The organism is Winogradskyella sp., assembly GCF_028282165.1.
GTDB lineage: Bacteria > Bacteroidota > Bacteroidia > Flavobacteriales > Flavobacteriaceae > Winogradskyella.
Map to the genome: position 1 here is coordinate 72,403 of NZ_JANQIM010000021.1, position 25,423 is coordinate 97,825.

Consider the following 25,423-nt stretch of genomic DNA (forward strand, 5'->3'; position numbering starts at 1 on the left):
GAAAAGTCTTTCTGACCATTATTTATTGCTACCTGATATGCTGACAACGCGGCAGCTAAAGCGATGAGCACACTGTAAAATACTGTAAATGAGCAAATACAATCCGATTTTTTTAATAAGGAAGAAAATTCTTAAATTGTTGGTGCTAACCGCTAACCTCATTACATTGAACTATTTTTGGATTTTTATTTTTGTCTCTACCGTTTCAATAGCTCAAAATGTATCCTTAAAAGATCAACTAAAGGACTCCATAAAATCTACCAATAGTGTAGAAAAAAAAGTTCAGTTTTATGTGGATTTGGCTTGGGAATATACTATCGAAGAGAACGATAGTGCTTTGATCTATTCAAAGCAGGCATTAGATTTTTCAAAAAACAACAACTATGCTCTCGGGGAAGCCATTGCCAAAGAAACAAGTGGTCTTTTTTATGAAATTGTAGAAGGTGATTACGAAAAAGCCAGTAGTCTTTATTTTGAAGGTATATCGATTTGCGAAAAGCATAATCTAGATTACGACAGATCAATATACCATTCTTTAGGAGTGATGTTTCATACGTCAGATAACTATGAAAAAGCTTTAGAATATTATAATATTTCTTATAGTAAAGCTCTAAAGTCAGACGATTTAGGACTTCAAAAAAAGTGCTTAATTAACCTGGGCACTATAAACTCTTCCCTTGGAAATTACAATAAAGCTGAAAAACTCTTGCTTAAGAGCCTAGAGATTAACATTCTCAAGGATTTAAACTACGACACCTATGCTAACTTGGGCAATTTATACATAAGGCAAGATAAATACCAAGAGTCTTTGCCATATTTGGAATTGGCAACAGCTCTGCATGCCGATAATTATGGTGCTGATGAAAACCTAACCTATCTTTTAAATGCAAAAATTGCATTAAAAGATACCACGGCTATGCAACCTGTTTTAGAACGTGCAAAATCTTTTTTAAAAACACACAAGTCGTTAAGAGACAATAGCCTATTAATAATGTCGCTATCCAATTATTATAGAATGATCGGTGACTATAAAACTGCATTATTATACAGGGATGACTATTTAAAGGCTTATGAAACCATTAAAGAAAAACAAAGAGACCAAACGGTCTATGAGCTAGAAACAAAGTACCAAACCGAGAAAACAGAAGAAGAGCTTAAAAAAAAGGAAAGAGAGCAAAAATTATATCTATTCCTATTAGCAATAGGTATTGTAACAGCTTTAGCGTTTGGAATCTTATTCTACAACAACAGAAAAAAGAACATACAATTAGCTAAACAAAAGAAACTACTCGAAGCCACAATAGACGAAAAAAATGTGCTTCTAAAAGAAACACATCACCGTGTTAAGAATAGCTTTCAAATTGTATCTAGCCTGTTGTACCTTCAATCCGAAAGTGTTGAAGACAAAGAAGCCAAGATCGCTATCAAAGAAGCTGAAAACAGGGTGCGCTCTATGGTATTAATTCATCAAAAACTTTATAATAAAGATGAATTGGTTGGTATAAATACCAAAGATTATTTCAGTGATTTGGTAAGGGATATATTTGAGAGTCATCAATTTAAATCCGAACCTATCGCCTACCATTTAGACATAGAATCTTTAGTATTGGATATTGAAACCATTACACCCGTAGGACTTATTTTAAACGAACTTATTGTGAATACCCTCAAACATGCCTTTGATGACGTTACTTCAAAGAGCAAAATAGACATCCTTTTTAATAAACAAGGTAACAACCTCGAACTTAAGGTAATGGACAATGGCAAAGGCTTTGAAGGTGAAGTAAAAAATACATCGTTTGGTATTACTTTAATGAAAGCCCTCTCTAAAAAGCTTAATGCTACACTAGATTATTCTTCTATCCTAAATAAAGGTACCGAAGCCAAATTAGTAATGAGAAAATACACCTTGCTTTAATTGAAAACAACATTTACTAAAAAAACAAAGGGCTTTACTAAAAAAAGATAGTTGTAAATTAGTGATTGATTAGATTATTCAAAAATAAAAAAGGTCTTGAAATCCCTAAATATTTACATTGTTGAAGACGAACCAATTATTGTTTCTACAATTGAAGTCGCCTTAAGAAAACAAGGGTTTTATGCCATTGGTGATGCTGAAGACTATTATACGGCTTTAAGTGATATTCAACGTTTAAAACCAGACTTAGTGTTAATTGATATTCAATTATCCGGTAACAAGGACGGCGTGGATTTGGCAACAGAGTTAGACAAGAAAAAACAACCTTATCTGTTTTTATCTTCCCAAACAGACCCAAATACCATCGAACGTGTTAAGCAAACCAACCCCTTAGGATATATTGTAAAGCCTTTTACTGAAACAGGCTTACGAACTAATATCGAATTAGCATGGCATAATTACAACGATTCCCAACAGCATTTTCTAACCGTAAAGCACGAAGGGCGGCTACACCGAATCAATCAAGACACAATAAGTTATCTCAAGGCTTATGATAATTATTGTTATATAGTTACCAAAACACAAACCTATTTAGTACCTCATACACTTAAACATATTTCCGAGCAACTAGAAGGCAGTGACTTTGTTAGAGCACATCGCTCATATGTAGTCAATCTCAAGCATATACTAAGTGTTGACAAAAACACAATTTCCCTAAAAACTGACAGTATTCCTGTTAGTGCTTCCCAAAAAGGCTTAGTCGTGAGCAAGTTAAAAAGCATATAATTAAGCTTAGCTGTATTCACTAAATAAAAACAGGTCTTTACTAAAAACAACAACCCAAGGCTTTGATTTTGAACTAGCTTTAGATAGCTATTAATCAGTTTATTACAGTTGTCAGATCGTTTCTCTACAAACTTCTTCGAACGATTTAACAACTACAAACTCAAAACATATGAATTATGAAAACTAGGTTGTTACTTTTCAGTTTATCCTTTTTACTATCAGTATTTGTAGGATACTCGCAAGTGGGTGTAGGCAATACCAACCCACAAGCAAGTTTAGATATTTCTGCAAGTAGTACTACGACTCCTGCCAATAACGATGGTATCTTAATCCCACGAATGAGTGCATTTCCATCCACTTCACCTACAGCGGCTCAAGATGGTATGCTTATCTTTTACACGGGCACAGGTGCCTCTGGAAAAGGGTTTTATTATTGGAATAACAATACAACAAGTTGGATAATTATTTCTGGTGTTACCGATAACGATTGGTACGAAGAAGGAAGCTTTAATCCACCTGATAATATTAACGATAATATTTATACTTTAGGAGCAGTAGGAATTGGTCTAAATAGCGTCACCAATGGAAAACTTCAGGTAACTAGTAATTTTAGCGAACACGCCCAAAGCATCTATTTAACATCTGCGGGTACAGGCACAGGTAGTGGTACCATGCATGGTATCTATAACCAAACAACGGTATCAGATGTTGCTTTACTTAGAGGATTGCATAATAGACTCGAAGGTGACGATATTAATAATGTAACAGGTGTTCGGAATGAATTTTTGACTACAGGATCCGGATCACGGTACGGCATGTTTAATTCGTTCAGTAATTTTGGAACGCCTTCAATACGAGTAGGTGTACAAAACCATTGGACGGGAGGAACAACTAATACTAATTATGGTTTTTTTAATTCAAGTCCCCCAGCATTTACAATTACAGGAAGTCTCTACGGCGTATATAATGATTTTGATTCTAGTGGAAATGGTCAAAGATATGGTACGTATAATACAATTTCAGGAACAGGCTCTGGAGCAAAATACGGAACATATTCATTAATTGCGAGTACCGCTGGTGGAACCCATTATGGCATATATAGCGATGTTCAAAAAGCCTCAGGGTTTGCAGGGTATTTTATAGGAAGAACATCATTAGGTAATTCGTCCTCTAATCGTTATTTAATGCCTAGCGCCGATGGTACCAATGGCCAGGTAATGACCACGGATGGTGCAGGAAATATATCGTTTCAAACAATTAATACTACGGATACCGATTGGATAGAAGTAGGCGGAGATATTGAGCGTCAATCTGGTAACGTCTATATTGGTGACACCAATGCTACTAACAATCAGCTTTACATCAGCGACCGTATTTTCGATTGGGACAATGTATCTTACTTTTTAAATCCTGATGGTGATAACCGTGTTGACGAGATTCAGTTCGACGCTGGCACCACAGCAGACCCAAGTATTCGCTTCGCTGATTTAAACACCGGCTTTTTTAGCCCAACCATAACTACCACAGCCTATTCAGCCAATGGTACTGAAGCCTTTAGAATTCAAAATGACGGCGAGTTTAGTTTGGGGCTTACTACACCTACAGATTATTTGTTCAGCGTTAATTCGCTAGGAAATCAAAACTCAGTCAGGATTGGAAACGATGTTAATTCGGACGATAATGTCATTACTGTAAATCATGGAGCCCAAAGAGGCAATTCAATTGATGTTTCTGTTAACAGCGTCTATACTTTAGCCAACAGATCTGCGATCTCTGCATTTAATAATAATGGAGATACGCAAGTAGATATAGCTAAATATGCTTCTGGAAGCTTCAACTTTTATGGAGTAGAAGTTACTATTCCTGTTAATGGCAGTGGTACAGAGTATGGTATTTATTCTAATGTGCAAACAACTAACGGATTCGCCGGATATTTTTTAGGTGATGTTTCAATAGGAACGACCACCATCAATACATATACACTGCCAGCATCAAGAGGAACAAATGGGCAAATCATGCGTTCTGATGGCGTTGGAAACGTCAGTTGGGTGGATCCGTCATTAGTGGTTACGGATACAGATGATCAAACTATAGACAACTTTAGCTTATCTGGTACTACGTTAAGATTATCTTTAGAAGATGATGGACAACCACTACAAACTGTTAACCTAGCTTCTTTGCAAGATGGAACTGGTAATGATTGGACGACCACAGGAAATGCCGGAACCAATCCATCTACTAACTTTATTGGTACCACCGACAATCAAGACCTAGCCATTAGAACCAATAATACCGAAAAAGTTCGTATTACGGCTAAAGGACAGATTGAAACAACGCAATTGCAATCTGTATGGATAGGTGAAAATGCGGGTAATGCAGTGACAACGGGAACCAGAAATACCTTTGTTGGAAGAAATTCTGGGATTGCAATGACTACAGGTGTAGACAACACAGCAATCGGCGGACTCACACTATCAACCCTCACAGCTGGACGAGATAATACTGCTTTAGGTCTAGGCTCACTACTGGATCTACAAATTGGAAATGGAAATACGAGCCTTGGTGAACAGGCTGCGGAGAATCTGGTAAATGGTAGCTTTAATGTAGTTATAGGACATACAGCAGGAGAAAATATGAATGGTTCATCAAATATTTTTATTGGACATGCTGCAGGACTATCCATGACTGGGAGTAACAAATTAGTCATTGACAACGCTGACAATGGGACAGCATCATTTATCTATGGCGAAATGGACAATGAAATTCTTAGGGCAAATGCTCAAGTTGAAGTTACAAGAAATAGTGGTGCCACAATTTCACATATAGAATTATCAGAAACTCAAGCTAACGACGGTGCTAGAATAAGAATGACCAATAGTATCGAAACAACCAACGAATGGCTCCTTTTTGGAAGAGCAGATAATACAACTTCTGAGAGCCGATTTAACATTAACCATACCACTACTGGTAATATTATTCATATTCGTGGTGATGGACGCGTGGGTATTAATGATAGTAACCCTACTTATGCCTTAGAATTACCCAATAGCGCAACAGCTTCCGTCGGTCAAGGACGCGCCAATGCATGGGTTAATTATAGTGATGGCAGGGTAAAGAAAAACCAACAAACCATACCTTATGGTTTAGAAACCATCTTAAAGATGACACCAAAATCATATATGCATCATAGTTCTTCATTTGACAACGGATTGCTTCAATTAGATCAAAATAGCAAAACTAGAACTATTGGGTTTATTGCTCAAGAGCTAGCAGAAGTTCTGCCCGAAGCCACCTTTGTTCCAAAGAATGAAAACAAAGAACTATGGTCAGTCAACTATGATAAAATCATTCCTGTTACCGTAAAAGCGATTCAAGAGTTAAACTCAAAAATTGAGACGCTAGAAGCAGAAAATGCTGCTCTAAAAGAGCAACTCAATAAAATGGCTCAATTAGAAGCTAGACTTTTGGCCATTGAAAAAAACATGATTGGAACAACAGTTAATAACCCTATAGCTTCCAATACTAAAGAATAAACTGTTTATAGTTGATTTATAATTCATATAATAATTATGTTTTGAGTCCGACGCCGTAAAGTTTTGTCGGACAATAGAAAAAGTCGCAGTAGGGAGCGACTTTTTCTTTTTTAAAATTATCGCTACAGAATTTTGATTATTTCACTAAAGAAAAGTGTCCATTCACTAAAAAAAGCTGATTACAAAATACGATTCTACTAACTTTACGTAGCTATTAATCTAGTTTTAGATTAAAACATTTAGAGATAAAAAGCCGCTGTAGGGAGCGGCTTTTTTTGTTTTGGATTTATTTAGTAATTTAAGTTAGTCTTAGTTAATAATAGTCTACTTGTCTTCAACTATCTAGATTAATGCCTTTAAAGCCTATGCGCAAAACGCTAAAAATAATGACTTTGGTTTTTATTTCTATTGTAAATAAAGCTACAGGTCAGCTTAATTCAGAAAAAGAAAAATTATTAAAGGCTATTGATACCACCACAAAAATATCTCAAAAAATACAGCTCTATGCTGATTTATCTTGGGAATTTATTCTCGAAGAAAATGATAGTGCTTTGTTTTTTGCAGATAAAGCTCTAAAACTCTCCAAAAACAATGCGTATCCTTTAGGTGAAGCTATAGCCCTTGAAACCAAAGGTATATTCCATGAGGTCGCTAGAGGCAACTACGCCCAGGCAAGTAAACACTATTTTGAGGGCATACGAGTATGCCAGGATAATAATTTAGACTACGAGGCTTCCATACACCATTCTCTGGGAGTGATGTTTCACACTTCCGACAATTATGACCGTGCGTTAGAATATTACACAAAGGCATTAGAACTGGCAAGAGACTCAGGGGATAAAGTTCTTCAAAAAAAATGTATTATTAATTTGGGCTCCGTTAATTCTAGCTTAGAAAACTTTAATAAAGCTGCAGAATTAATGAAAGCTAGTCTCGAAATACCCGAAAGAAAAGATCTCGATTATTCAACCTATGCTAATCTAGGTTATCTGTATGTGAAGCAAGAAAAATTTGGAGAGGCTCTATATTATTTAAACAAGTCTATTGAACAACACCCAGACAATCCAGATTCGGAATTAAACTTGTATTTATACATCCATGCAAAAGTGAAGTCAAAGGATACTACCGGCATGACTTCTATTCTTAACAGGGCTAAAGCTGCTATCAATGCTCAAGGGCTTAGGGACAAAAGCCTACTTATTAGAAATATTGCAGATTATTACACACTAACAAAAGACTACAAAACCGCTTTGACTTATCGTAATGATTACATAAAGATTTTTGAAGAAATTAAAGAAAAACAAAAGGACCAAATTGTTCTGGATATAGAGGCCAAATACAAATCACAACAAAAAGATGCAGAGTTAAGTCTTTTGCAAATTGAAAATAAAAATAAAGAACAACAAAAACGACTATATTCAATTCTTGCTCTAGTAGGACTCATGGTAGCAACTCTATTAGGTTACTTCGCCTATAGAAATAGAAAACAAAAACTTAAACTAGCAGAACAGAGAGATGAATTGGAGGTAACCATAAAAGAAAAAGAAACCCTTTTTAAGGAAATTCACCACAGGGTAAAGAATAGTTTGCAGATGGTGTCTTCTTTGCTTTTTTTACAAGGTCAAAATATCGAAGACAACGAAGCAAAGAACACGCTTAAAGATGCCCAATCTAGAGTAAGATCTTTGGGACTAATCCATCAAAAACTATATAACAGAAAATACATTACCGGGGTGGAAACCCAAAGCTATTTCACCGATTTAATTGATGATGTTTTTAGTAGCCATAAACTAAAATCACAACATATTGAATACCAGTTAGATGTTGAAAACATGGTGCTAAGTGTAGATACACTGTCGACCGTTGGCCTCATCTTAAATGAACTTATCGTCAATGTAATTAAGCATGCATTTAATACTGAAAGTGACGATAAAAAAATGAGTATAAGCTTTGCCAAAGAAAAAGACATTCTTAAATTGAATGTTATTGACAATGGTATTGGTTTTGATGAAACAAAAAAAGATAAATCGTTTGGACTTAAATTAATTCATTCCTTATCTAGAAAATTAGATGCACAATTCAATATTAAAGCAATTTTACCAAAAGGCACTCACGCGCAATTAGTAATTCATGATTTTGAAATTATACACACATAATGAAATCATTAAACATTCATATTGTAGAAGATGAGCCTTTAATTGCAGAGACCATTAAAGCAATTTTAGAAAACGAAAAGCATTCTATTACAGGTATTAGCCTTAGAGCTAAAGAGGCCATTTTTGATATTGAAAACCTAAAGCCCGATTTAGTTTTGGTTGATATTATGATAAAGGGAGATATGGACGGTATAGATCTTGTAAGCTATCTAAAAAAGAAAATAGATATCCCTTTTATTTACCTTACCTCCCTATCTGATGAGAAAACACTTGAGCGTGTTAAAGAAACAAATCCATCCGGTTATATTGTAAAGCCATTTAATGAAAATACGCTTACCACTAATATTGAACTAGCCTATCACAAATATCAAAATACAAATTCAGATATCTCTGTAAATCAAAAAAGTGAATCCTTTTTTATAAAAAATAAAGGTGAACTTATTAAGGTAGAACAGAATGATATTCTCTATTTTGAAGCTTACGATAATTACTGTAATTTGTATACATCCACTAAGAAGCATCTTATAAGCCATACACTCAAACGTGTTGAAGAAAAACTACCCCCTTCAAAGTTCCTTAAAGTGCATCGTTCTTACGTCATTAATTTTTCTAAAATAGACTCTATACACGAAGGCTATATTTTTATAGGACATCATAAAATACCCTACAGTAAATCGCACAAGGATAGGTTAATGCAACAACTCAATCTTCTGTAGTTTTCATTCACTAATTAAATCTTACCGTTAGCTAAAGAATTTGGCAAAACTACCAAATAGCTGAATTTTAAGTTTTTTCTGTAACTAACTTCACAGAAAATCCTTATGGTTTCTAACCAAAAAATGCCTTATATAGAATTACAAACCGACTACGATGGTGATTTTAGAGTAACGATCTTATCTAAAAAAGGAGAAGTCTTGTTTAATCAAAATATAAGGAGTAACAATAAAAGAATAGTACTTAAAGGATTTACACTAAAGCAACATACCGTGACGCTTTCACCAATACAATTCAAATTATGAAACGATTTTTACTCACCCTCATCATTGCTTTATTATTCCGAGTGTTACCAGCACAAGTTGGTATTGGTAATACCAACCCGCAAGCACAATTAGATATTAGTGCCTCTAGTACAAGTTCTCCCACAAATTTGGATGGCATATTAATCCCTAGGGTAGATGCTTTACCCACCACTGCATCTATGACCACAAACCAAGATGGTATGTTAGTATTTTACACAGGAACTGGTGAGTCTGGCAAAGGTTTTTATTATTGGGATAATGACACAACGAGTTGGATTAAGATGACTAGTGGGATTACAAATGATAATTGGACAAAAACAGGAAATGATATCAACACTTCCGATTTTATTGGTACCACCAATAACCAAGCTATAAGATTTAGAACGAATAATGTTCAGCAAATGGTACTAGATCAAGATGGTGATGTAGGCTTAAACGAAACTAACCCTAATGCTACTTTGGATATTGGTGTATCTAGTGGAAAAAATGTGATTGAAGCTACTGGAAACGTCACAACACTTAGTCCTACTCAAATAGTATCAAATATTTCAGGCGCTACAACCAATTTAAATGCTGCAATCGATGGCGGTATGACTCAATCATTTATAACGACTCAAACAGGTGAATTAAACTATATTGAATTCTACGCAAGAGGTTCAAGTACAGGTAATCAAGATACTAGAGTGACCATAAGACAAAACGGAAGTTTAATATATACAAGTGTGCTTTCTATAAGCTACTCAGCTTCACCAAGCACCAGACGGGTAGTCTTTAACCCAGGGATTACAATAGCAACAGGTTTTAATTATTCTGTTGAAATAGAGGATACAAACTATGGTGTATGGTTATCTCAATCAATTTATGGATACTATTCTACAGCTAGCACATATAACGATGGCAGTGCTGGCGGAAACGCACCATCAACTGGTGACCTTGCTTTTAACGTAGGTATTAATATCGCTTCTTCTACAGCATCTAATCTTTTTGTTCTAGACGATGCTGGTCAGCTAAGTATAGGACATGGTAGTCCATCAGCCACTTTAGATGTTGAAGGTAACTTTCAATACTCAGACGGCAACGAATCTAATGGTTACATTCTGTCTTCGGATGCCAATGGCAATGCCACTTGGGCAGATCCTTCATCAGTGATAACAAGTGTTAATGAGATTAATGATTTAACAGATGGCAACTCTGATGGATTTTCAGTCTATCTTGGCGCCAATTCTGGTGACAATGACGCAGGAAGTGGAGGAAATACTGGTGTTGGAAATTCTGCCTTAGCTCAAAATACATCAGGTAGTGAAAACTCTGCATTTGGAAGTTCAGCATTGGGTAGTAATACAACGGGGTTCTTAAATACTGCAGTTGGAAGTTCTGCCTTAAGTAGTAATACAACGGGTTCCTTTAATACTGCAATTGGGGAAGTGAGTTTGACCTCTAGCACCACCGGATCAGGCAATGTTGCTCTAGGCAATACAGCTTTGGCCTCTTCTACTATAGCCAATTCAAATATTGCTATTGGCTTAAGTGCCATGTCTAACACCACTACAGGTGGCTCAAATATTGCCATTGGGAGCTTTGCTGGAAGGAATATCAATGGCTTTCAAAATATAGTCATAGGAAACTCAGCTGTAGAAAATAACAGCACCGGAAGTAACAACATTGTTATTGGAAACTATGCAGCTTATCTCAATTACGATGCCTCAGGAAGCATATTTATAGGCAATAGTGCTGGAGAGAACGAAACCAACGGCAACCGCTTTTATCTCGAGAATAGCAATGAGAATGCTGACAATGCCTTAATCTATGGAGAATTTGATAACGATATACTTCGAATTAATGACCAATTAGGTATTGGAAGAGCGCCTGCTACCAATGCCCTAGAAGTAGAGGGAGAAGCCTCAAAAAGTACGGCCGGAGCTTTTATAGGCAACTCAGATAGAAGATTGAAGAAAAATATACAATCTATTAAGGGAAAAGAAGCCCTAACAAAGATAGCTCAACTACAAGGGGTTACTTATGAATGGAATGACCAACGAACAGGCACCCAAAGACCAACTGGCATTCAATATGGTTTCATCGCACAAGATCTACAAAGAGTTTTCCCCGAAAAGGTTTCGGAAGATGCCTTAGGCTATCTACAAACAGCTTATGGCGATTACGATCCACTGGTAATAGAAGCCATAAAAGAACTTAAAAAAGAAGTGGATGACTTAAAACAAAAAAATGAAACGTTGAGAGCAAAGCTTAGCAAAATTGAGGCGATAGAAGCACGCCTCACTACTTTAGAGAGTAACAAATAACTCAACTATGTTTTGAGTGCAACCGATAGCAGTTGCAAAAAAAAGCCGCAGTAGAGAGCGGGCTTTTTATTTAAAACCATTTTATGGTCAGTCTTGCTAGTGTTTCCTTGAAGCGGGTATATGGAGGAAACAGTAATTCGTTAATACCATAGGTGTGTTGTCTTACAACGGCGCGCTGATTACTAAACACCTTAAATCCATAAAACCCATGACTTTTACCTATACCGCTATTATTTATACCACCGAAAGGTAAGTTATGATTAGAGTAATGAATTACATTATTGTTAATGCAAGTGCCTCCCGCTCTTGTATGATTTAAGATTCTCTTAGTGTTAGTTCTACTTTTACTATAAATATAAAGCGCTAAGGGACGTTCTTTTGAATTGATATAATCAATTGCTTCACCTAAATCATTATATGTTACAACAGGTAAGATTGGGCCAAATATTTCGTGTTCAAGCAATGACGCACTTTCTTTTAATCCTGAAACAATGGTTGGTGAAATATATTTAGATTCACCATCTATTTGTCCTCCTATCTCAATTTTAGCATTCAAGCTTTTTGCATTATCTAAATGTGCTTTTAAGCGTTCAAAATGTTTTTGAGTTACAATTCTTGAATAAGAATCAGAATTTTCTGGTTTTTCAGAATAAAAATGGCCTAGCCATTTCTTGCAAGCTTCAACAAATTTGTCTTTAATACTATTATTTATCAACACATAATCTGGTGACACACAAATCTGGCCAGCATTCATAAATTTTCCCCAAATAATTTTTTTAGCAGCTTTATCAATATTTGCTGTTTCGTCAATTATAGTTGGTGATTTACCTCCAAGCTCTAAAGTCACTGATGTGAGATGTTTAGCTGCAGCTGTCATAATAATCTTACCAACATTTGGAGATCCCGTAAAAAAGATATGATTAAATGGTAGTTTTAATAATTGAGTAGAGGTTTCTACTTCACCCTCAACTAAGGCCACTTCATCTTCTTTAAAAACCTGTGCCACTATTTCTGCCATAAGTGCTGAAGAACTTGGAGTCATTTCCGAAGGTTTAATAATTGCAGAATTACCCGCTGCAATTGCTGAAACCAGTGGTCCGAATGTTAGGTTAAAAGGGAAATTCCAGGGCGAGATGATTAAGCAAACGCCTTTTGGTTCATAAATATAATGTGATGTAGCTCCTAACATAGACAAAGGTGTTTTAACCTTATGTTTACGCATCCACTTGTGTAAATGGGTTTTTGCGTGCTTAATTTCTCCGATGATCTGATAAACCTCTGTTAATTCTGATTCAACTTTTGGTTTACCTAAGTCTTTACGTAAGGCTTCTAAGATTCTATCTCGGTAAGTTTTTCCAATGGCTATCTTAAGCTTATTTAGCTGTTTTATTCTATAGTTATAAGAATGTCGACCAATGCTAAGCTGTTTTGTTTTTTGCCTTTGAAACAATTCAAAGTAGGGATTCTCATTATATGTCTTATCGTATTCTTCCATTTTCACTTATGAAATTAAATCAATTTGTGCATTTCGTCGATGTTATTGACAAACTCGTGTATTTGGTCTAAATCTTAGGGTTTTTTATCTATAAAACCAACGCTTTTAAAGGGCTACAAGCCCATTTTGTGTATTTCGTCGATGTTTTTGGTTAACTGATGTCAGTTATCTAATTATCCCCTTGTTTCATCCAAAAATTTCATAACGAACAAACAAACCTGCGTTTCTTTGAACCGAAGTTAAAACAAAAAATAATTTAACAGTCATGAAAAAAGGTTTAGTCATCATATTATTTTTAACAATGTCTCTAGCAGGTTTTGCTCAGCAAGATGTTGTTAGTAATGTAGAGACAGAACTTGTTGAGACTGCTGAAGCTAAAAAGCCAGAAGTAAAGAAAACTTTTATTTCTGCTGAAGTAAAGGCTAAGGTTTTAAAAATAAACCGTAAAAAGAGTAACGAAATTATAAGCATTAAAGCTTACAGAAAGAGTTTACAAATAAAAGTAAAAACTGTAAAGCTTTGCTAATCAATAAATATGCTATTAACCATCAAAGGGCCAAAACAATGTTTTGGCCTTTTTTTGTTTCCATACAATAGAGTACTATGCTAAATTAAGTTCTCCCCTGGCTTCTTTTTCTTTTAGTTCCTTAACTAATTCAAGGGCATCAGGGACAACATCACTGCAAAGAATAATCAACGAGCCTTTTTCAGCATGTTTAACGGCATGCGTAATAGCCTCCCTTTCTGATGGGATAATGGTCGTTTTCTTGTTAGGATCTTTCATTTTAATACCATCATTGAGCATCTTAATAAGTCCTTCCTCGGTTTTACCACGTAAATGCTTATCCTGACGAATTATAATTTCATCAAACATTTCGGCTGCTATAGACCCCATTTCATTATTATCCTCCACTCGACGATCGCCAATACCTGCAATAATACCCACTTTCACTGTAGCATCAAGCTCGTTAGTGAATTTTTGAAGTGCTCGCATACCTGCAGCATTATGTGCATAATCCAATAGAATATTAAAGTCGTTAAACTTAAATAAATTCAATCGCCCTGGTGTCTGAGCTGCAGATGGAATAAAAGTCTCCAAACCTGCTTTCATATCCTCTATACTAATGCCTTGTACATGTACTGCTAAAATTGCCGCCAATACATTTTGAATCATGAATTTCGCTTTTCCACCATAGGTCAATGGAATGTTCTCGGCTTTCATAATACGCATTTTCCATTCCCCTCTACATATGGTGACATATCCATTTTCGTATACTGCTGTAATACCGTGAAGACGCTGTAAGGCCTTTATCCTAGGATTGTTTTCGTCCATTGAGAACAATGCCACATTACAATCCACGCTTCTGCGCATGTCATATACTAAATCGTCATCGGCATTTAAAATGGCATAACCATCTGGTAATACAGTTTCAGGGATTACGCCCTTAACTTTTGCTAATTGTTCAACGGTATGGATGCCTTTTAACCCCAAATGATCAGCTGCGACATTAGTTACTATCCCAACATCACATTTTTTAAATCCTAATCCAGCTCTCAATAACCCACCGCGTGCGCACTCTAAAACCGCAAAATTTACAGTAGGGTCTTTAAGCACAAATTCTGCACTTGATGGACCCGTACAATCGCCGGTCATCAGCAGTCTATTCTGAATATAAACACCATCGCTTGTGGTATAGCCGACACGATAACCTTTCATCTTTGCAATATGAGCAATTAAACGCGATGTTGTGGTTTTTCCATTAGTTCCCGTAAGGGCTATAATTGGAATTCGACCTGTATCGCCTTTTTGCGGGAATAGCTTGTCTATTACAGGAGCCGCAACATTACGAGGTAAACCTGTTGTTGGTGCCAAATGCATTCTAAATCCTGGCCCTGCATTAACTTCCAATACCGCTCCGCCTGTTTCAGATAAAGGCTTGGATATATCAGTGGTCATTACATCAATACCACAAATATCAAGATCTATAATCTTAGAAATACGTTCTGCCATAGCAATATTGGAGGGATGAACGATATCGGTCACATCTTCGGCTGTACCGCCAGTACTCAAATTAGCCGTATCTTTTAAAACCAACTTCTCACCATCGGGTATTACCGAATCTAATGCATAACCAGCATCTTTGATTATGGTTTGGGTCAATTCATTTACTGTGATCTGTGTTAGTACTTTTTCATGACCATAACCACGACGCGGATCTCTGTTGACTTCGTCAATCAACTCTTGAACTGTTGATTTTCCATCTCCAATTACATGGGCTGGTGAACGAAGCGCCGCAGCCACTAATTTATGATTGATCACTAATAGCCTATAATCTTCACCAACAATAAATTTTTCGATGATGATAGCTCCACTTCTTGAGCTATTTTTGGCATGTCTAAATGCTTCGAGTGCTTCATCATAATTCTGAATATTGACTGTAATACCTCGACCATGATTGCCATCAATAGGCTTTATCACTAAAGGAAAGCCTACATAACGACATGCTTCTTCCAAACTGCGTTCTCGACGAATAATATCTCCTCTTGGCACTTCAACCTCAGCTTGTTCTAACAGATATTTGGTATCTTCCTTATCACAGGCCAACTCAACACCTATACTGCTCGTTTCACTTGTAACAGTCGCTTGAATTCGTTTTTGGTTGGCTCCATAACCTAATTGGCATAAGGAGTATTTATTGAGTCTAATCCATGGTATACCTCTTGCTTCTGCTTCTTCAACAATAGAACCTGTACTCGGCCCTAAACGGTCTTCCTCCCGAAGCTCGCGCATTCTCTGAATATCTTCTGATAAATCATAGTCTTCTCCACTTATCAAAGCTTCACAAATTCTTACTGCTGCTTTTGCGGCATAGCGTCCAACGGATTCTTCCATATAAGCGAATACAACATTATAAACTCCATATTCGCCATAGCCCCTCGTTCTTCCAAAGCCCACATCCATGCCTGCTAAAGTTTGAATTTCTAAAGCAATATGCTCAATAATATGACCCATCCAAGTGCCTCTCTCGATACGCTGAAAAAAACCGCCTGGCTCCCCTACAGAACATCGATGCTCATACATTCCTGGGAACATTGTTGTTATACGCTCATAAAAACCTTCAATTTTATCCGAAGGTCTCTCCTCCATTTCCTGAAGGTCTAAGACCATCACAATTAACTTATGTCTCCTTACAGACCAGTAATTTGGCCCACGCATAGCATTTATACTTCTTATCTCCATTTGTGTTGGTTTTAGTTAGTGAAAGATTATAAATATAGCATTTTCAATAGAAAATTTGGTTTATTTTTACTCAATATTTTTAGATCGAAAATTATGCATAAGGCAAAAGGAACTTTAATACCCATTGGCGGAAACGAAGACAAAGGCATAGAAGCTGATGAAATGTATACACTAGAATTTATTGAAGAGGGGATATTGGCACATGTGGTTAAAGAAGCTGGTGGTGTGGATGCTAAAATTGTTGTCATCCCAACTGCCTCTAGCATTCCTGAAGAAGTTGGCAAAAGTTATATCACTGCATTCTCAACTTTAGGATGTAAAGATGTTACAATATTAGATATTAGATCTAAAAGAGATTCTGAATCTAAGGAAGCTATTTTTCTAATCAAAACTGCTGATTGTATTATGTTTTCTGGTGGTAACCAATCTAAAATAACAGATAACATAGGGGGTACATCTATCCATAAAATTTTAGTGGACCGCTACCAAAACGAGAAGGGCTTTGTTATTGCAGGTACAAGTGCTGGTGCAATGGCTATGGCCAACCAAATGATTGCCGGGGGAAGTGCATCAGAATCTTTCATTAAAGGTGCCGTAAAAATGTACAAAGGGCTGAGTCTTATCCCTGAACTTATAATCGACACCCATTTTATACGTCGCGGACGATTTGGACGTGTTACTGAAGCCGTGGCACAATATCCCAAACTCATTGGATTAGGTTTGGCTGAGGACACTGGCCTAATTATTAAAAACAATAGATTTGAAGTTATTGGCTCTGGAATGGTCATTGTCTTTGATGCCAGAAGCTTAAAACATAATAATCATAGGCTTTTGGAAGAAGGCACTCCTTTATCTCTTGTGAATTTAAAAACACATATCCTGTCCAATAGCGATCAGTTTAATATTAAAAAGAAAAAGGTAAAAGTACTGCCAATTGAAGCGCCATTTATCTAACTTAGACAATTGCAGAATCCAAAAATAATTCCATTTCATATTGATTGAATGAGTTCTGCAGTCCTAGGGATTCAACGGCATTAATTTTATCTCTTAACCTCTCATCAATATTATTGATTCTAACATTTTGATTAATGGATTTAATAGCCATAAAGAGTGTTTCCCATTGCTTATGACTATCTTCTAAAACTCCAAATTGCGCTACATAACCACTCGCCGAATCCATTACAAAATAGGATTGAATTGTATTATTAACGAATAGTTGATAATATTCATAATTACCTTTTGCCAAACTTTCCTTTTGGTTATCCCAAGAATACAAGTCTTGGTCAGGAATTATATGCCAATCTATGGACTGGTGTTCTACTTTTTTCAAATTAAAATCCTGTTGGCCTTGAGATGAAATTGTGCCTTTATAGCATTTATAATGTTTACAAATACCGAAACCAGTTCCTTGATAAGATTTAATGGCTTTTTCGTTTTCTGTAATGACTTCTAGCTGACATTTAGCAATCCCTTTTCTTTTCAATTCTGGAATGGCATACTCATAGATCGTTTTTACAATGCGTTGTCCTCTGTAGTCTGGAATTATACCAGTTCCTGAATTATATGCCGTTAAATGACCCTGCCGCTTATCAATAGCATTAATGATAAAACCTACTAACCTCTCACCGTCAAACATGCCAAACGATAAATCATACTGTACTCCAGCTGCTTTCCAGCGCTGTTTATAATAATCATGATTTGTTGGCATCTGCACATAATAATTTTCAAATGCACTGAGGAAGCATTCCATAATGACTTTAAAACCAGTATTGCCTAAATGTCTTACGTCCATTATTTATAGATTGAAATCTCTTCCTTTCCTCTTGAAGATTTACAAGCCCTATACATACCTTCGGTATTAAACGGCATCGCCATATTACCTTGTGCATCAACCGCAATTAATCCTCCGTCACCATTGATCTCTATAATTCGTTTGTTTATGACTTCCTCTGAAGCTTCTTGCAGGCTCATTCCTTTGTGCTCCATAAGCATGGCCACATCGTAAGCCACAACTGCTCTTATAAAAAATTCGCCACTACCAGTGCAACTTACCGCACAGGTTTTGTTATTGGCATAGTTTCCTGCGCCAATCATTGGGCTATCACCTACACGTCCCCATTTTTTATTGGTCATACCGCCCGTGGATGTGGCCGCTGCCACATTCCCGTTTTTATCACAGGCTACTGCACCTACTGTTCCAAACTTTGAATCTTTCTTGACGGAGTGATCTAATTGAAAGTTGTCCGTATCTTTAATCTCTAACCATTGCTGATGTCTAAATTCATCATAGAAATAAGCAGCATCTTCTAATTTATAGTTAAGTTTATCAGCAAACTGCATCGCGCCTTCGCCAGCCAAAAACACATGCTCACTTTTTTCCATAACATCCCTGGCCAAGGACACAGGGTTTTTAATTCCCGTAATTAAAGACACTGCTCCTGCGTTTAATGTTTTCCCATCCATAATGGCTGCATCCATTTCGTGAGTCCCTTGAGCTGTAAAGACCGAACCCTTTCCTGCATTGAATAAATGCGAATCCTCAAGTAACCTAACAGCTTCTTCAACGGCATCTATGGCTGACTCTCCTTTTTCTAGTACTTTATAACCACTATCTAAGGCTTCTTTTAGCGCCGATTTATATTTTGCTTCAAGGTCTGGTGTCATCATGCCTTTTACCAGAGTTCCTGCGCCACCATGTATAGCAATTGCGTAGTTTTTCATATAAGGTCTTAAAAGCTTCAAAAATAAGTTAACTATTTTGAAAATTTATGAATTTGGTTGCAAACTGTAACAAATTGACTTTCAATTTATCTATAAGACATTAACTCTAATTTTCCATCAATTATGTTTTCATCTGCACAATCTAGCGGCCTCAAATTTTCATTCTTTTTATTTTTTGTTTTTACTTTTCCCCAAGTACCAGCTCTTAATTCAACATCTAGTATTATGGTTTCTAATGGTGCTTTAGCTTATGCTTATCCAATGGACCCTATTACCGTTGATGGTGATTCCAAAGATTGGCCTATAGCACTAGAAAAGTATCCCATTGCGACAACGCCTTACGGAGAGCTCCCAAAAAAAGAAGATTTTGAAGCTTATTTTCAAGTTGGGTACAATATGGATGAACGCGCCCTTTATCTTCTTGTCACAGTAATGGATGATAACCATGTTGTAGACACAAGTGAAAATGCCACATGGATTACACAAGATTCATATGCATTGTATGTAGATTATAAACATAAATGGAACGGCTCAGGGGTTAACCTCTTTCAATTTGGCGAAAACTTTAAAAGAGATTATGATTATACAGCGAGCTGGGATCCAGAAATAAAAGATTTTAATTGGGATAAGGTGACGATACAAATGTCGCGAAACAGAAATACCATCACATATGAAGTTAAGATTGATTTGGGTGAACATCTGCAACTCAACAAAAGCGTTGGTATAGACCATGTTTTGGCTGACAAAGACCCAGATGATGAAGAGGGTAGATTTTCATTCATCTCATGGGGACAAAACGGTGGGAAAAGTCAGTCAGCTTCACGTTTAGGGGATGTCATTCCTGTTGCCAAAGGCACCACAATATCAAAAGTTAGTGGGAAATTGACTTGGGAAGACACCACCATTGATGAATTTCCTGATAGAGTGACGTTAATAAACAAAAGTAATCCCAAACAATGGACTGTGGCTGAAGTTGATTCCCTAGGTAATTATACAACGATGTTACCCAAAGGACAATATTTAGCAGAGTCATTTTGGGAATTTCGTAGTGGTAATCACATTGATCTAAAAAACAGTAAAGCTTTTTTCGAAGTCAAACCAGGTACAACCAATCAAGCTAAAGATTTGGTGCTTAAAATAAGAACTCCGCTAGACATCATACCTGAAAAAGGGACTATTTACGACTTTGATCCGAAGAATCCCTCAGAGCTAGACAATTTCATTGCTACTTACCAAGAATTTTACGTCATTCCAGGGGTTTCCTTAGTCATTATAAAAGACGGCAAAGTGGTTTATCACAAAACCTATGGAAACAAGAATAGCGTTACAGGTAAAGCTGTTAATAATAAGACCCTTTTTGAAGCAGCATCCATTACTAAGCCCGTATTTGCATTTGCAGTTTGTCGTTTGGCTGAGAAAGGCATTATTGATTTAGATACGCCTTTATACACCTATTTACCCTTTGAAGATATAGCCCACGATGAGCGCTACAAATTAATTACAGCCAGACATGTACTAACGCATCAAACTGGGTTTCCTAATTGGGCTTGGGAAAATCCTGATGGTAAAATTGATATCAAATTCACACCTGGAACTGGTTATGGATACTCTGGTGAGGGATTTGAATATTTAAAGCGTGTGGTTATCGAAATAACCGGAAGAAAAGTTGAAGATGTTGTAAAAGAAGAAGTATTGGATCCTTTCGGAATCAAAAACACCTATTTTACCGAAAACGATTATATGCGCACCCATGTGGCTAATGGCCATTACGGAAGATTTGCAAGCTCAGCTAACTTACCTGATGGACCAGGTATGGCATGGAGTATGCATACTGAAGCAATGGATTTTTCTAATTTTGCCCTAGGTCTATTAGAACGAAAAGTACTAAATACAGAGACCTATGAAGACATGTTTAAAGTCCATACCGTAGTAGATGATGATGACCTAAGAGAAGGTTGGGAAAGCTATTTTGGCTTGGGTGTATCCATGGAAAAAACACCTTTTGGCCCTTCTTTTGGGCATGGCGGAAACAATGGCGATTTTAAGTGTTTGTTTAAAATGTATTCAGAGCTTAACTCAGGTTTTATTGTTTTCACCAATAGTAATCGAGGTGATTATTTATCTGAGGGGCTCGAACAATATTTAATCACTGGAAAAACAACAAACTAACGATCAACATATTAACTGCATTTCGGAAAACTTCCTTTTTGGTTAAATATTGAAAATTATAGAGTGCTTGTAAAATAAGCACTCAACTTTTTGTAGTTTTATAGACTTCAAAATTTAAATACATGTCAGACCAAAAACGTCTCTTCCTAGTTGATGCCTATGCCCTTATTTTTCGCGGTTATTATGCCTTTATAAAAAATCCAAGAATCAATTCCAAAGGTGAAGATACCTCTGCCATTATGGGTTTTATGAATTCACTTTTAGATGTCATAAAACGTGAGCGTCCAGACCATTTAGCTGTGTGTTTTGATAAAGGTGGAAGTGTGGATAGAATTGAAATGTACGAAGCATACAAAGCCAACAGAGATGAAACCCCAGAAGGTATTAGAACGGCAATTCCGCATATCTGTAATATCCTAGAAGCCATGCATATTCCAATTATGGTGAAGGAAGGCTATGAAGCAGACGACGTTATAGGCACACTCTCTAGACAAGCAGAACAAGAAGGCTACAAAGTCTTTATGGTGACACCAGATAAGGATTTTGCACAATTAGTAACCGATAATATTTTTATGTATAAACCTGTTTTTGGTGGCGGTTATGAAACTTGGGGAATACCAGAAGTTCAGAAAAAATTTGAAGTGGAGAACCCATTGCAAGTCATTGACTTTTTGGGCATGATGGGAGACTCTAGCGACAATATTCCGGGATTGCCTGGTGTTGGTGAAAAAACTGCAAAAAAATTCATCAATCAATTTGGCAGCATGGAAGGTCTTTTGGCCAGCACGGATCAATTGAAAGGGAAAATGAAGGAAAAAATTGAAGCCAATGGTGAGCTTGGTCTATTATCTAAGAAGCTAGCGACCATAATGCTAGATGTCCCTGTAGAATTTGACGCTAAGGATTTTGAATTGGACCATCCTGACATTGAGAAGGTGAAAGAAATTTTCCAAGATCTGGAATTTAGACGACTCACCGAGAATTTTTTAAAAACCTTTGCTACTGAAACTCCTGCAACAACAACTGCTGAACCTACTCAAAAACAAGAAGCACCAAAAACAACACCAAAAGTTACTCCCAAAGAACAAAAAGCTGCTGGTGCAGGTCAGTTTTCGTTATTCGCCACTGGGGATTCCAATGGTTCAGCTACTGAAACATCTTCAGCATATACAAGGAAAACTGCGGAAACCACGTCACATTTTTATCAAAGTATCGCTTCCGGAATGGCCACAAAACTGTTTGTGAAGAATTTAATGAGCCAATCTTCGGTATGCTTTGATACAGAAACGACCAGTATCAATCCATTACAAGCAGAATTGGTTGGCATAGCTTTTTCATGGGAAGCTGGCAAAGGGTTTTACATGCCTTTCCCAGAAGACAGAAGTGAAGCACAAACGCTAATTGAAGAATTAAGACCTTTTTTTGAGAGTGAAAGCATTGAGAAAATAGGCCAGAATTTAAAATACGATATTAAAGTGCTTGCTAAATATAATGTTGAAGTTAAAGGCAAGCTGTTTGACACTATGTTAGCGCATTACTTAATCAATCCGGATATGCGTCATAATATGGACGTGCTGGCGGAGACTTATTTGAATTATACGCCTATTTCAATCACAGAGCTTATTGGCAAAAAAGGGAAGAATCAATTATCAATGCGCGACGTTCCTCTCGAAAAGCAGACCGAATATGCCGTTGAAGATGCAGATATAACCCTTCAATTAAAGGAACATTTTGAAAAAGAACTCAGCGAAGCCAATACCCAAAAGCTGTTCGATGATATCGAAATTCCACTGTTGAGGGTTTTAGCGGATATGGAATTGGAAGGGATTAATTTAGACAAAGACTTTTTAGGTTTATTATCGAAAGAGTTGGATACTGATATTGCGAATCTCGAAAAACGTATTTATGAAGCCGCTGGTGAGGAATTCAACATTGCTTCACCAAAGCAATTGGGTGTCATCCTTTTCGAAAAAATGAAATTGGTCGATAAGCCCAAAAAGACAAAAACGGGGCAATATTCAACAGCAGAAGATGTATTAAGTTATCTGGCAAAAGACCATGAGATTATTCAGAATATTCTCGATTTCAGAGGGCTTTCAAAATTAAAAAGCACCTATGTCGATGCGCTACCTCAACAGGTCGAAGAAAACACAGGACGTGTTCACACAGATTATATGCAAACCGTTGCAGCAACGGGCCGATTGAGCAGTAATAATCCTAACTTACAGAACATTCCTATTCGTACCGAACGTGGAAGACAAGTCCGCAAAGCTTTTGTGCCAAAGAATGAAGACTACACCTTACTTGCTGCGGATTATTCGCAAATAGAACTGAGGATTATTGCCGCTTTAAGCGAAGAAGAGAACATGATACAGGCCTTTAAGAATGGTGAAGATATTCATGCCTCAACAGCTTCAAAAGTATTCAATGTGCCAATTTCTGAAGTGACCAGAGAGCAACGTAGTAATGCTAAAACAGTGAATTTCGGCATTATCTATGGTGTTTCTGCCTTTGGCTTAAGTAACCAAACGAACTTAACACGTTCAGAATCTAAAGAACTTATCGAAACGTATTATGCCACTTATCCAAAACTCAGAAATTACATTCAAGATCAGGTGGATTTTGCAAGGGATAATGGTTATGTACAGACGGTTTTGGGTCGACGTCGCTACTTAAAGGATATCAATTCCCGAAATGCCGTGGTAAGAGGTGCAGCTGAACGAAATGCAGTTAACGCACCGATACAAGGTAGTGCGGCAGATATCATCAAGATTGCCATGATTAATATTCATAAAAGACTTAATGAAGGCGAGTATAAAACAAAAATGCTGTTGCAAGTGCATGATGAATTGGTCTTTGATGTTTACAAGCCCGAATTGGAAAACATTAAAATGCTGATTAAAACAGAAATGGAAAATGCTTATGAGCTTGCTGTGCCTTTAGATGTTGATCTAGACATTGGTGATAATTGGCTGGAGGCGCATTGATAGTAAAAAAACAGAAAACAATACCTGTTTTCTGTTTTTAAAGGGAAGTATAATGGTCGATTAATTAATAGCCTATATTCTATTTTTGAGTTAAAAATTCTGAAAGCTTAGATCAAAGACTTCGCAAAAGCTTACAATGCGCGGCTCATCCGCTAAGGATTCTGGTCTAGAGTCCGTCCGAACAGACACATTAGCGTCGGCGACAACCGCATCATCCGTTTGTCTTCGTACCTGAACATTGATAGACTCACCATCTTCCACCAACAAGTTAAGAAATCCTGTGCCTTGAGCAGGCAAATCAATAAACGCCTGAATATCGCGATAAGACACTACAAAGGTTACTGCATAACTTGGGAAACATCCACCTATGCCTCGATCATTATTAAACTGTGCCAATGCATTCACGCGGTCGGGTTCTTCATTCTCGTCTTCTTCTTCGTCGCACCCTAAAAATAGTGTGAAGCAAAGACAAAATGCAAATAGATATTTTATGGTTTTCATGGTTATTATAAATTGATTAATCTTTTATATATCTGGTTTTATGGTCACCGTACAGTTAATCGAAACATCGGTTACAAAACGCACAGGATTATCAGAAACCGATCCTGAATAGAAAAAAGCAATGGCTCTAAGTTGTGTCAGTGCCGTATTGACGTTGGTAAAATCACCCTCTAAAGTAAATAAGGTATTATTAAAATCGGCTTGTGATAAATTAACTACTGCTGTTTCGTATTCCTCGCCAGCTTGCCCCACTGCAATTACGATTTCGCCCTCAACAAAAGCATCTGGGTTTCCGACGACATCTTTATAAAAATAGCGGACGCTATTAATTCTAATTTTGGTAATCTCGTCTGAGTCACCTAAATATTCCATTACATTAGGATCTTCCCTAAAATCCCATAAGCCTGTATTGGATTGAAAATCCATAGCCGTTTCTGGGGTTGGCCCATTAGGAACGTTAATTTCCAACTCTGTGATAAATGTGGTTTCAACATCGATCTCTTGCTCAAGTAATTCTTCAACCTCATCACAAGCAAAAAACAATAAGAGGCAAATTAATATTAAGAGCTTAAATGCTTTCATTAATTAAGACTT

The 25,423-nt window shown here is 36.7% G+C and carries 17 protein-coding genes; 11 read left to right on the forward strand and 6 right to left on the reverse strand.

Annotated features, from left to right (window positions below; all coding sequences use genetic code 11):
- Positions 1 to 88 precede the first annotated feature (88 nt).
- The 7 genes from Q0972_RS08775 (at position 89) to Q0972_RS08805 (ending at position 11,715) form a co-directional block, all read left to right on the forward strand.
- Entirely contained in the window at positions 89 to 1,918 is a 1,830-nt protein-coding gene (locus Q0972_RS08775; protein ID WP_299364951.1) for a histidine kinase dimerization/phosphoacceptor domain -containing protein, read from the forward strand.
- 96 nt (positions 1,919 to 2,014) lie between these two features.
- Positions 2,015 to 2,704, forward strand: a complete 690-nt coding sequence (locus Q0972_RS08780) for a LytTR family DNA-binding domain-containing protein (RefSeq protein WP_299364953.1) — start codon at positions 2,015 to 2,017, stop codon at positions 2,702 to 2,704.
- A 176-nt stretch (positions 2,705 to 2,880) separates the two neighbouring features.
- Positions 2,881 to 6,237, forward strand: a complete 3,357-nt coding sequence (locus Q0972_RS08785; protein WP_299364955.1) for a tail fiber domain-containing protein — start codon at positions 2,881 to 2,883, stop codon at positions 6,235 to 6,237.
- 365 nt (positions 6,238 to 6,602) lie between these two features.
- Positions 6,603 to 8,393 carry a histidine kinase dimerization/phosphoacceptor domain -containing protein gene (locus Q0972_RS08790; RefSeq protein WP_299364957.1) on the forward strand — a complete coding sequence of 597 codons (1,791 nt, stop codon included), beginning with the start codon at positions 6,603 to 6,605 and terminating at the stop codon, positions 8,391 to 8,393.
- On the forward strand, positions 8,393 to 9,109 hold the full coding sequence (locus Q0972_RS08795; RefSeq protein WP_299364959.1) for a LytTR family transcriptional regulator DNA-binding domain-containing protein: 717 nt from the start codon (positions 8,393 to 8,395) through the stop codon (positions 9,107 to 9,109). Before Q0972_RS08790 ends, Q0972_RS08795 begins: the two co-directional genes overlap by 1 nt.
- Positions 9,110 to 9,232: 123 nt before the next feature.
- Positions 9,233 to 9,412 carry a hypothetical protein gene (locus Q0972_RS08800; RefSeq protein WP_299364961.1) on the forward strand — a complete coding sequence of 60 codons (180 nt, stop codon included), beginning with the start codon at positions 9,233 to 9,235 and terminating at the stop codon, positions 9,410 to 9,412.
- Complete coding sequence (locus tag Q0972_RS08805) at positions 9,409 to 11,715, forward strand: tail fiber domain-containing protein (RefSeq protein ID WP_299364962.1); 2,307 nt, start codon at positions 9,409 to 9,411, stop codon at positions 11,713 to 11,715. Before Q0972_RS08800 ends, Q0972_RS08805 begins: the two co-directional genes overlap by 4 nt.
- Before the next feature lie 70 nt (positions 11,716 to 11,785).
- On the opposite strand, the gene Q0972_RS08810 is transcribed toward Q0972_RS08805, so the two are convergent.
- On the reverse strand, positions 11,786 to 13,210 hold the full coding sequence (locus Q0972_RS08810) for an aldehyde dehydrogenase family protein (protein ID WP_299364963.1): 1,425 nt from the start codon (positions 13,208 to 13,210) through the stop codon (positions 11,786 to 11,788).
- A 265-nt stretch (positions 13,211 to 13,475) separates the two neighbouring features.
- Here Q0972_RS08810 and Q0972_RS08815 point away from each other — a divergent pair, with 265 nt between their 5' ends.
- The gene (locus tag Q0972_RS08815) at positions 13,476 to 13,736 is read left to right on the forward strand and encodes a hypothetical protein (RefSeq protein ID WP_299364964.1); all 261 of its coding nucleotides are present in this window, start codon (positions 13,476 to 13,478) and stop codon (positions 13,734 to 13,736) included.
- A 75-nt stretch (positions 13,737 to 13,811) separates the two neighbouring features.
- Here the strand turns inward: Q0972_RS08815 and cphA are convergent, their stop codons facing one another.
- Positions 13,812 to 16,451, reverse strand: a complete 2,640-nt coding sequence (cphA, locus tag Q0972_RS08820) for a cyanophycin synthetase (RefSeq protein WP_299364965.1) — start codon at positions 16,449 to 16,451, stop codon at positions 13,812 to 13,814.
- Between the two features lie 93 nt (positions 16,452 to 16,544).
- Between cphA and Q0972_RS08825 the strand changes: the two genes are divergently transcribed.
- Positions 16,545 to 17,405: a cyanophycinase gene (locus Q0972_RS08825; protein WP_299364966.1), complete on the forward strand. Its 861-nt coding sequence runs from the start codon at positions 16,545 to 16,547 to the stop codon at positions 17,403 to 17,405.
- 1 nt (position 17,406) lies between these two features.
- Here the strand turns inward: Q0972_RS08825 and Q0972_RS08830 are convergent, their stop codons facing one another.
- On the reverse strand, positions 17,407 to 18,243 hold the full coding sequence (locus Q0972_RS08830) for a GNAT family N-acetyltransferase (RefSeq protein ID WP_299364969.1): 837 nt from the start codon (positions 18,241 to 18,243) through the stop codon (positions 17,407 to 17,409).
- Entirely contained in the window at positions 18,243 to 19,172 is a 930-nt protein-coding gene (locus Q0972_RS08835; RefSeq protein WP_299364971.1) for an isoaspartyl peptidase/L-asparaginase family protein, read from the reverse strand. Before Q0972_RS08835 ends, Q0972_RS08830 begins: the two co-directional genes overlap by 1 nt.
- 123 nt (positions 19,173 to 19,295) lie before the next feature.
- Here Q0972_RS08835 and Q0972_RS08840 point away from each other — a divergent pair, with 123 nt between their 5' ends.
- Complete coding sequence (locus Q0972_RS08840) at positions 19,296 to 21,341, forward strand: serine hydrolase (protein ID WP_299364972.1); 2,046 nt, start codon at positions 19,296 to 19,298, stop codon at positions 21,339 to 21,341.
- Between the two features lie 122 nt (positions 21,342 to 21,463).
- On the forward strand, positions 21,464 to 24,328 hold the full coding sequence (polA, locus tag Q0972_RS08845; protein WP_299364973.1) for a DNA polymerase I: 2,865 nt from the start codon (positions 21,464 to 21,466) through the stop codon (positions 24,326 to 24,328).
- 90 nt (positions 24,329 to 24,418) lie between these two features.
- Here the strand turns inward: polA and Q0972_RS08850 are convergent, their stop codons facing one another.
- Together Q0972_RS08850 and Q0972_RS08855 are read right to left on the reverse strand one after the other, a co-directional pair.
- Positions 24,419 to 24,829: a hypothetical protein gene (locus Q0972_RS08850; protein WP_299364974.1), complete on the reverse strand. Its 411-nt coding sequence runs from the start codon at positions 24,827 to 24,829 to the stop codon at positions 24,419 to 24,421.
- A gap of 24 nt (positions 24,830 to 24,853) precedes the next feature.
- Positions 24,854 to 25,411: a hypothetical protein gene (locus Q0972_RS08855; RefSeq protein ID WP_299364975.1), complete on the reverse strand. Its 558-nt coding sequence runs from the start codon at positions 25,409 to 25,411 to the stop codon at positions 24,854 to 24,856.
- Between the last annotated feature and the right edge of the window lie 12 nt (positions 25,412 to 25,423).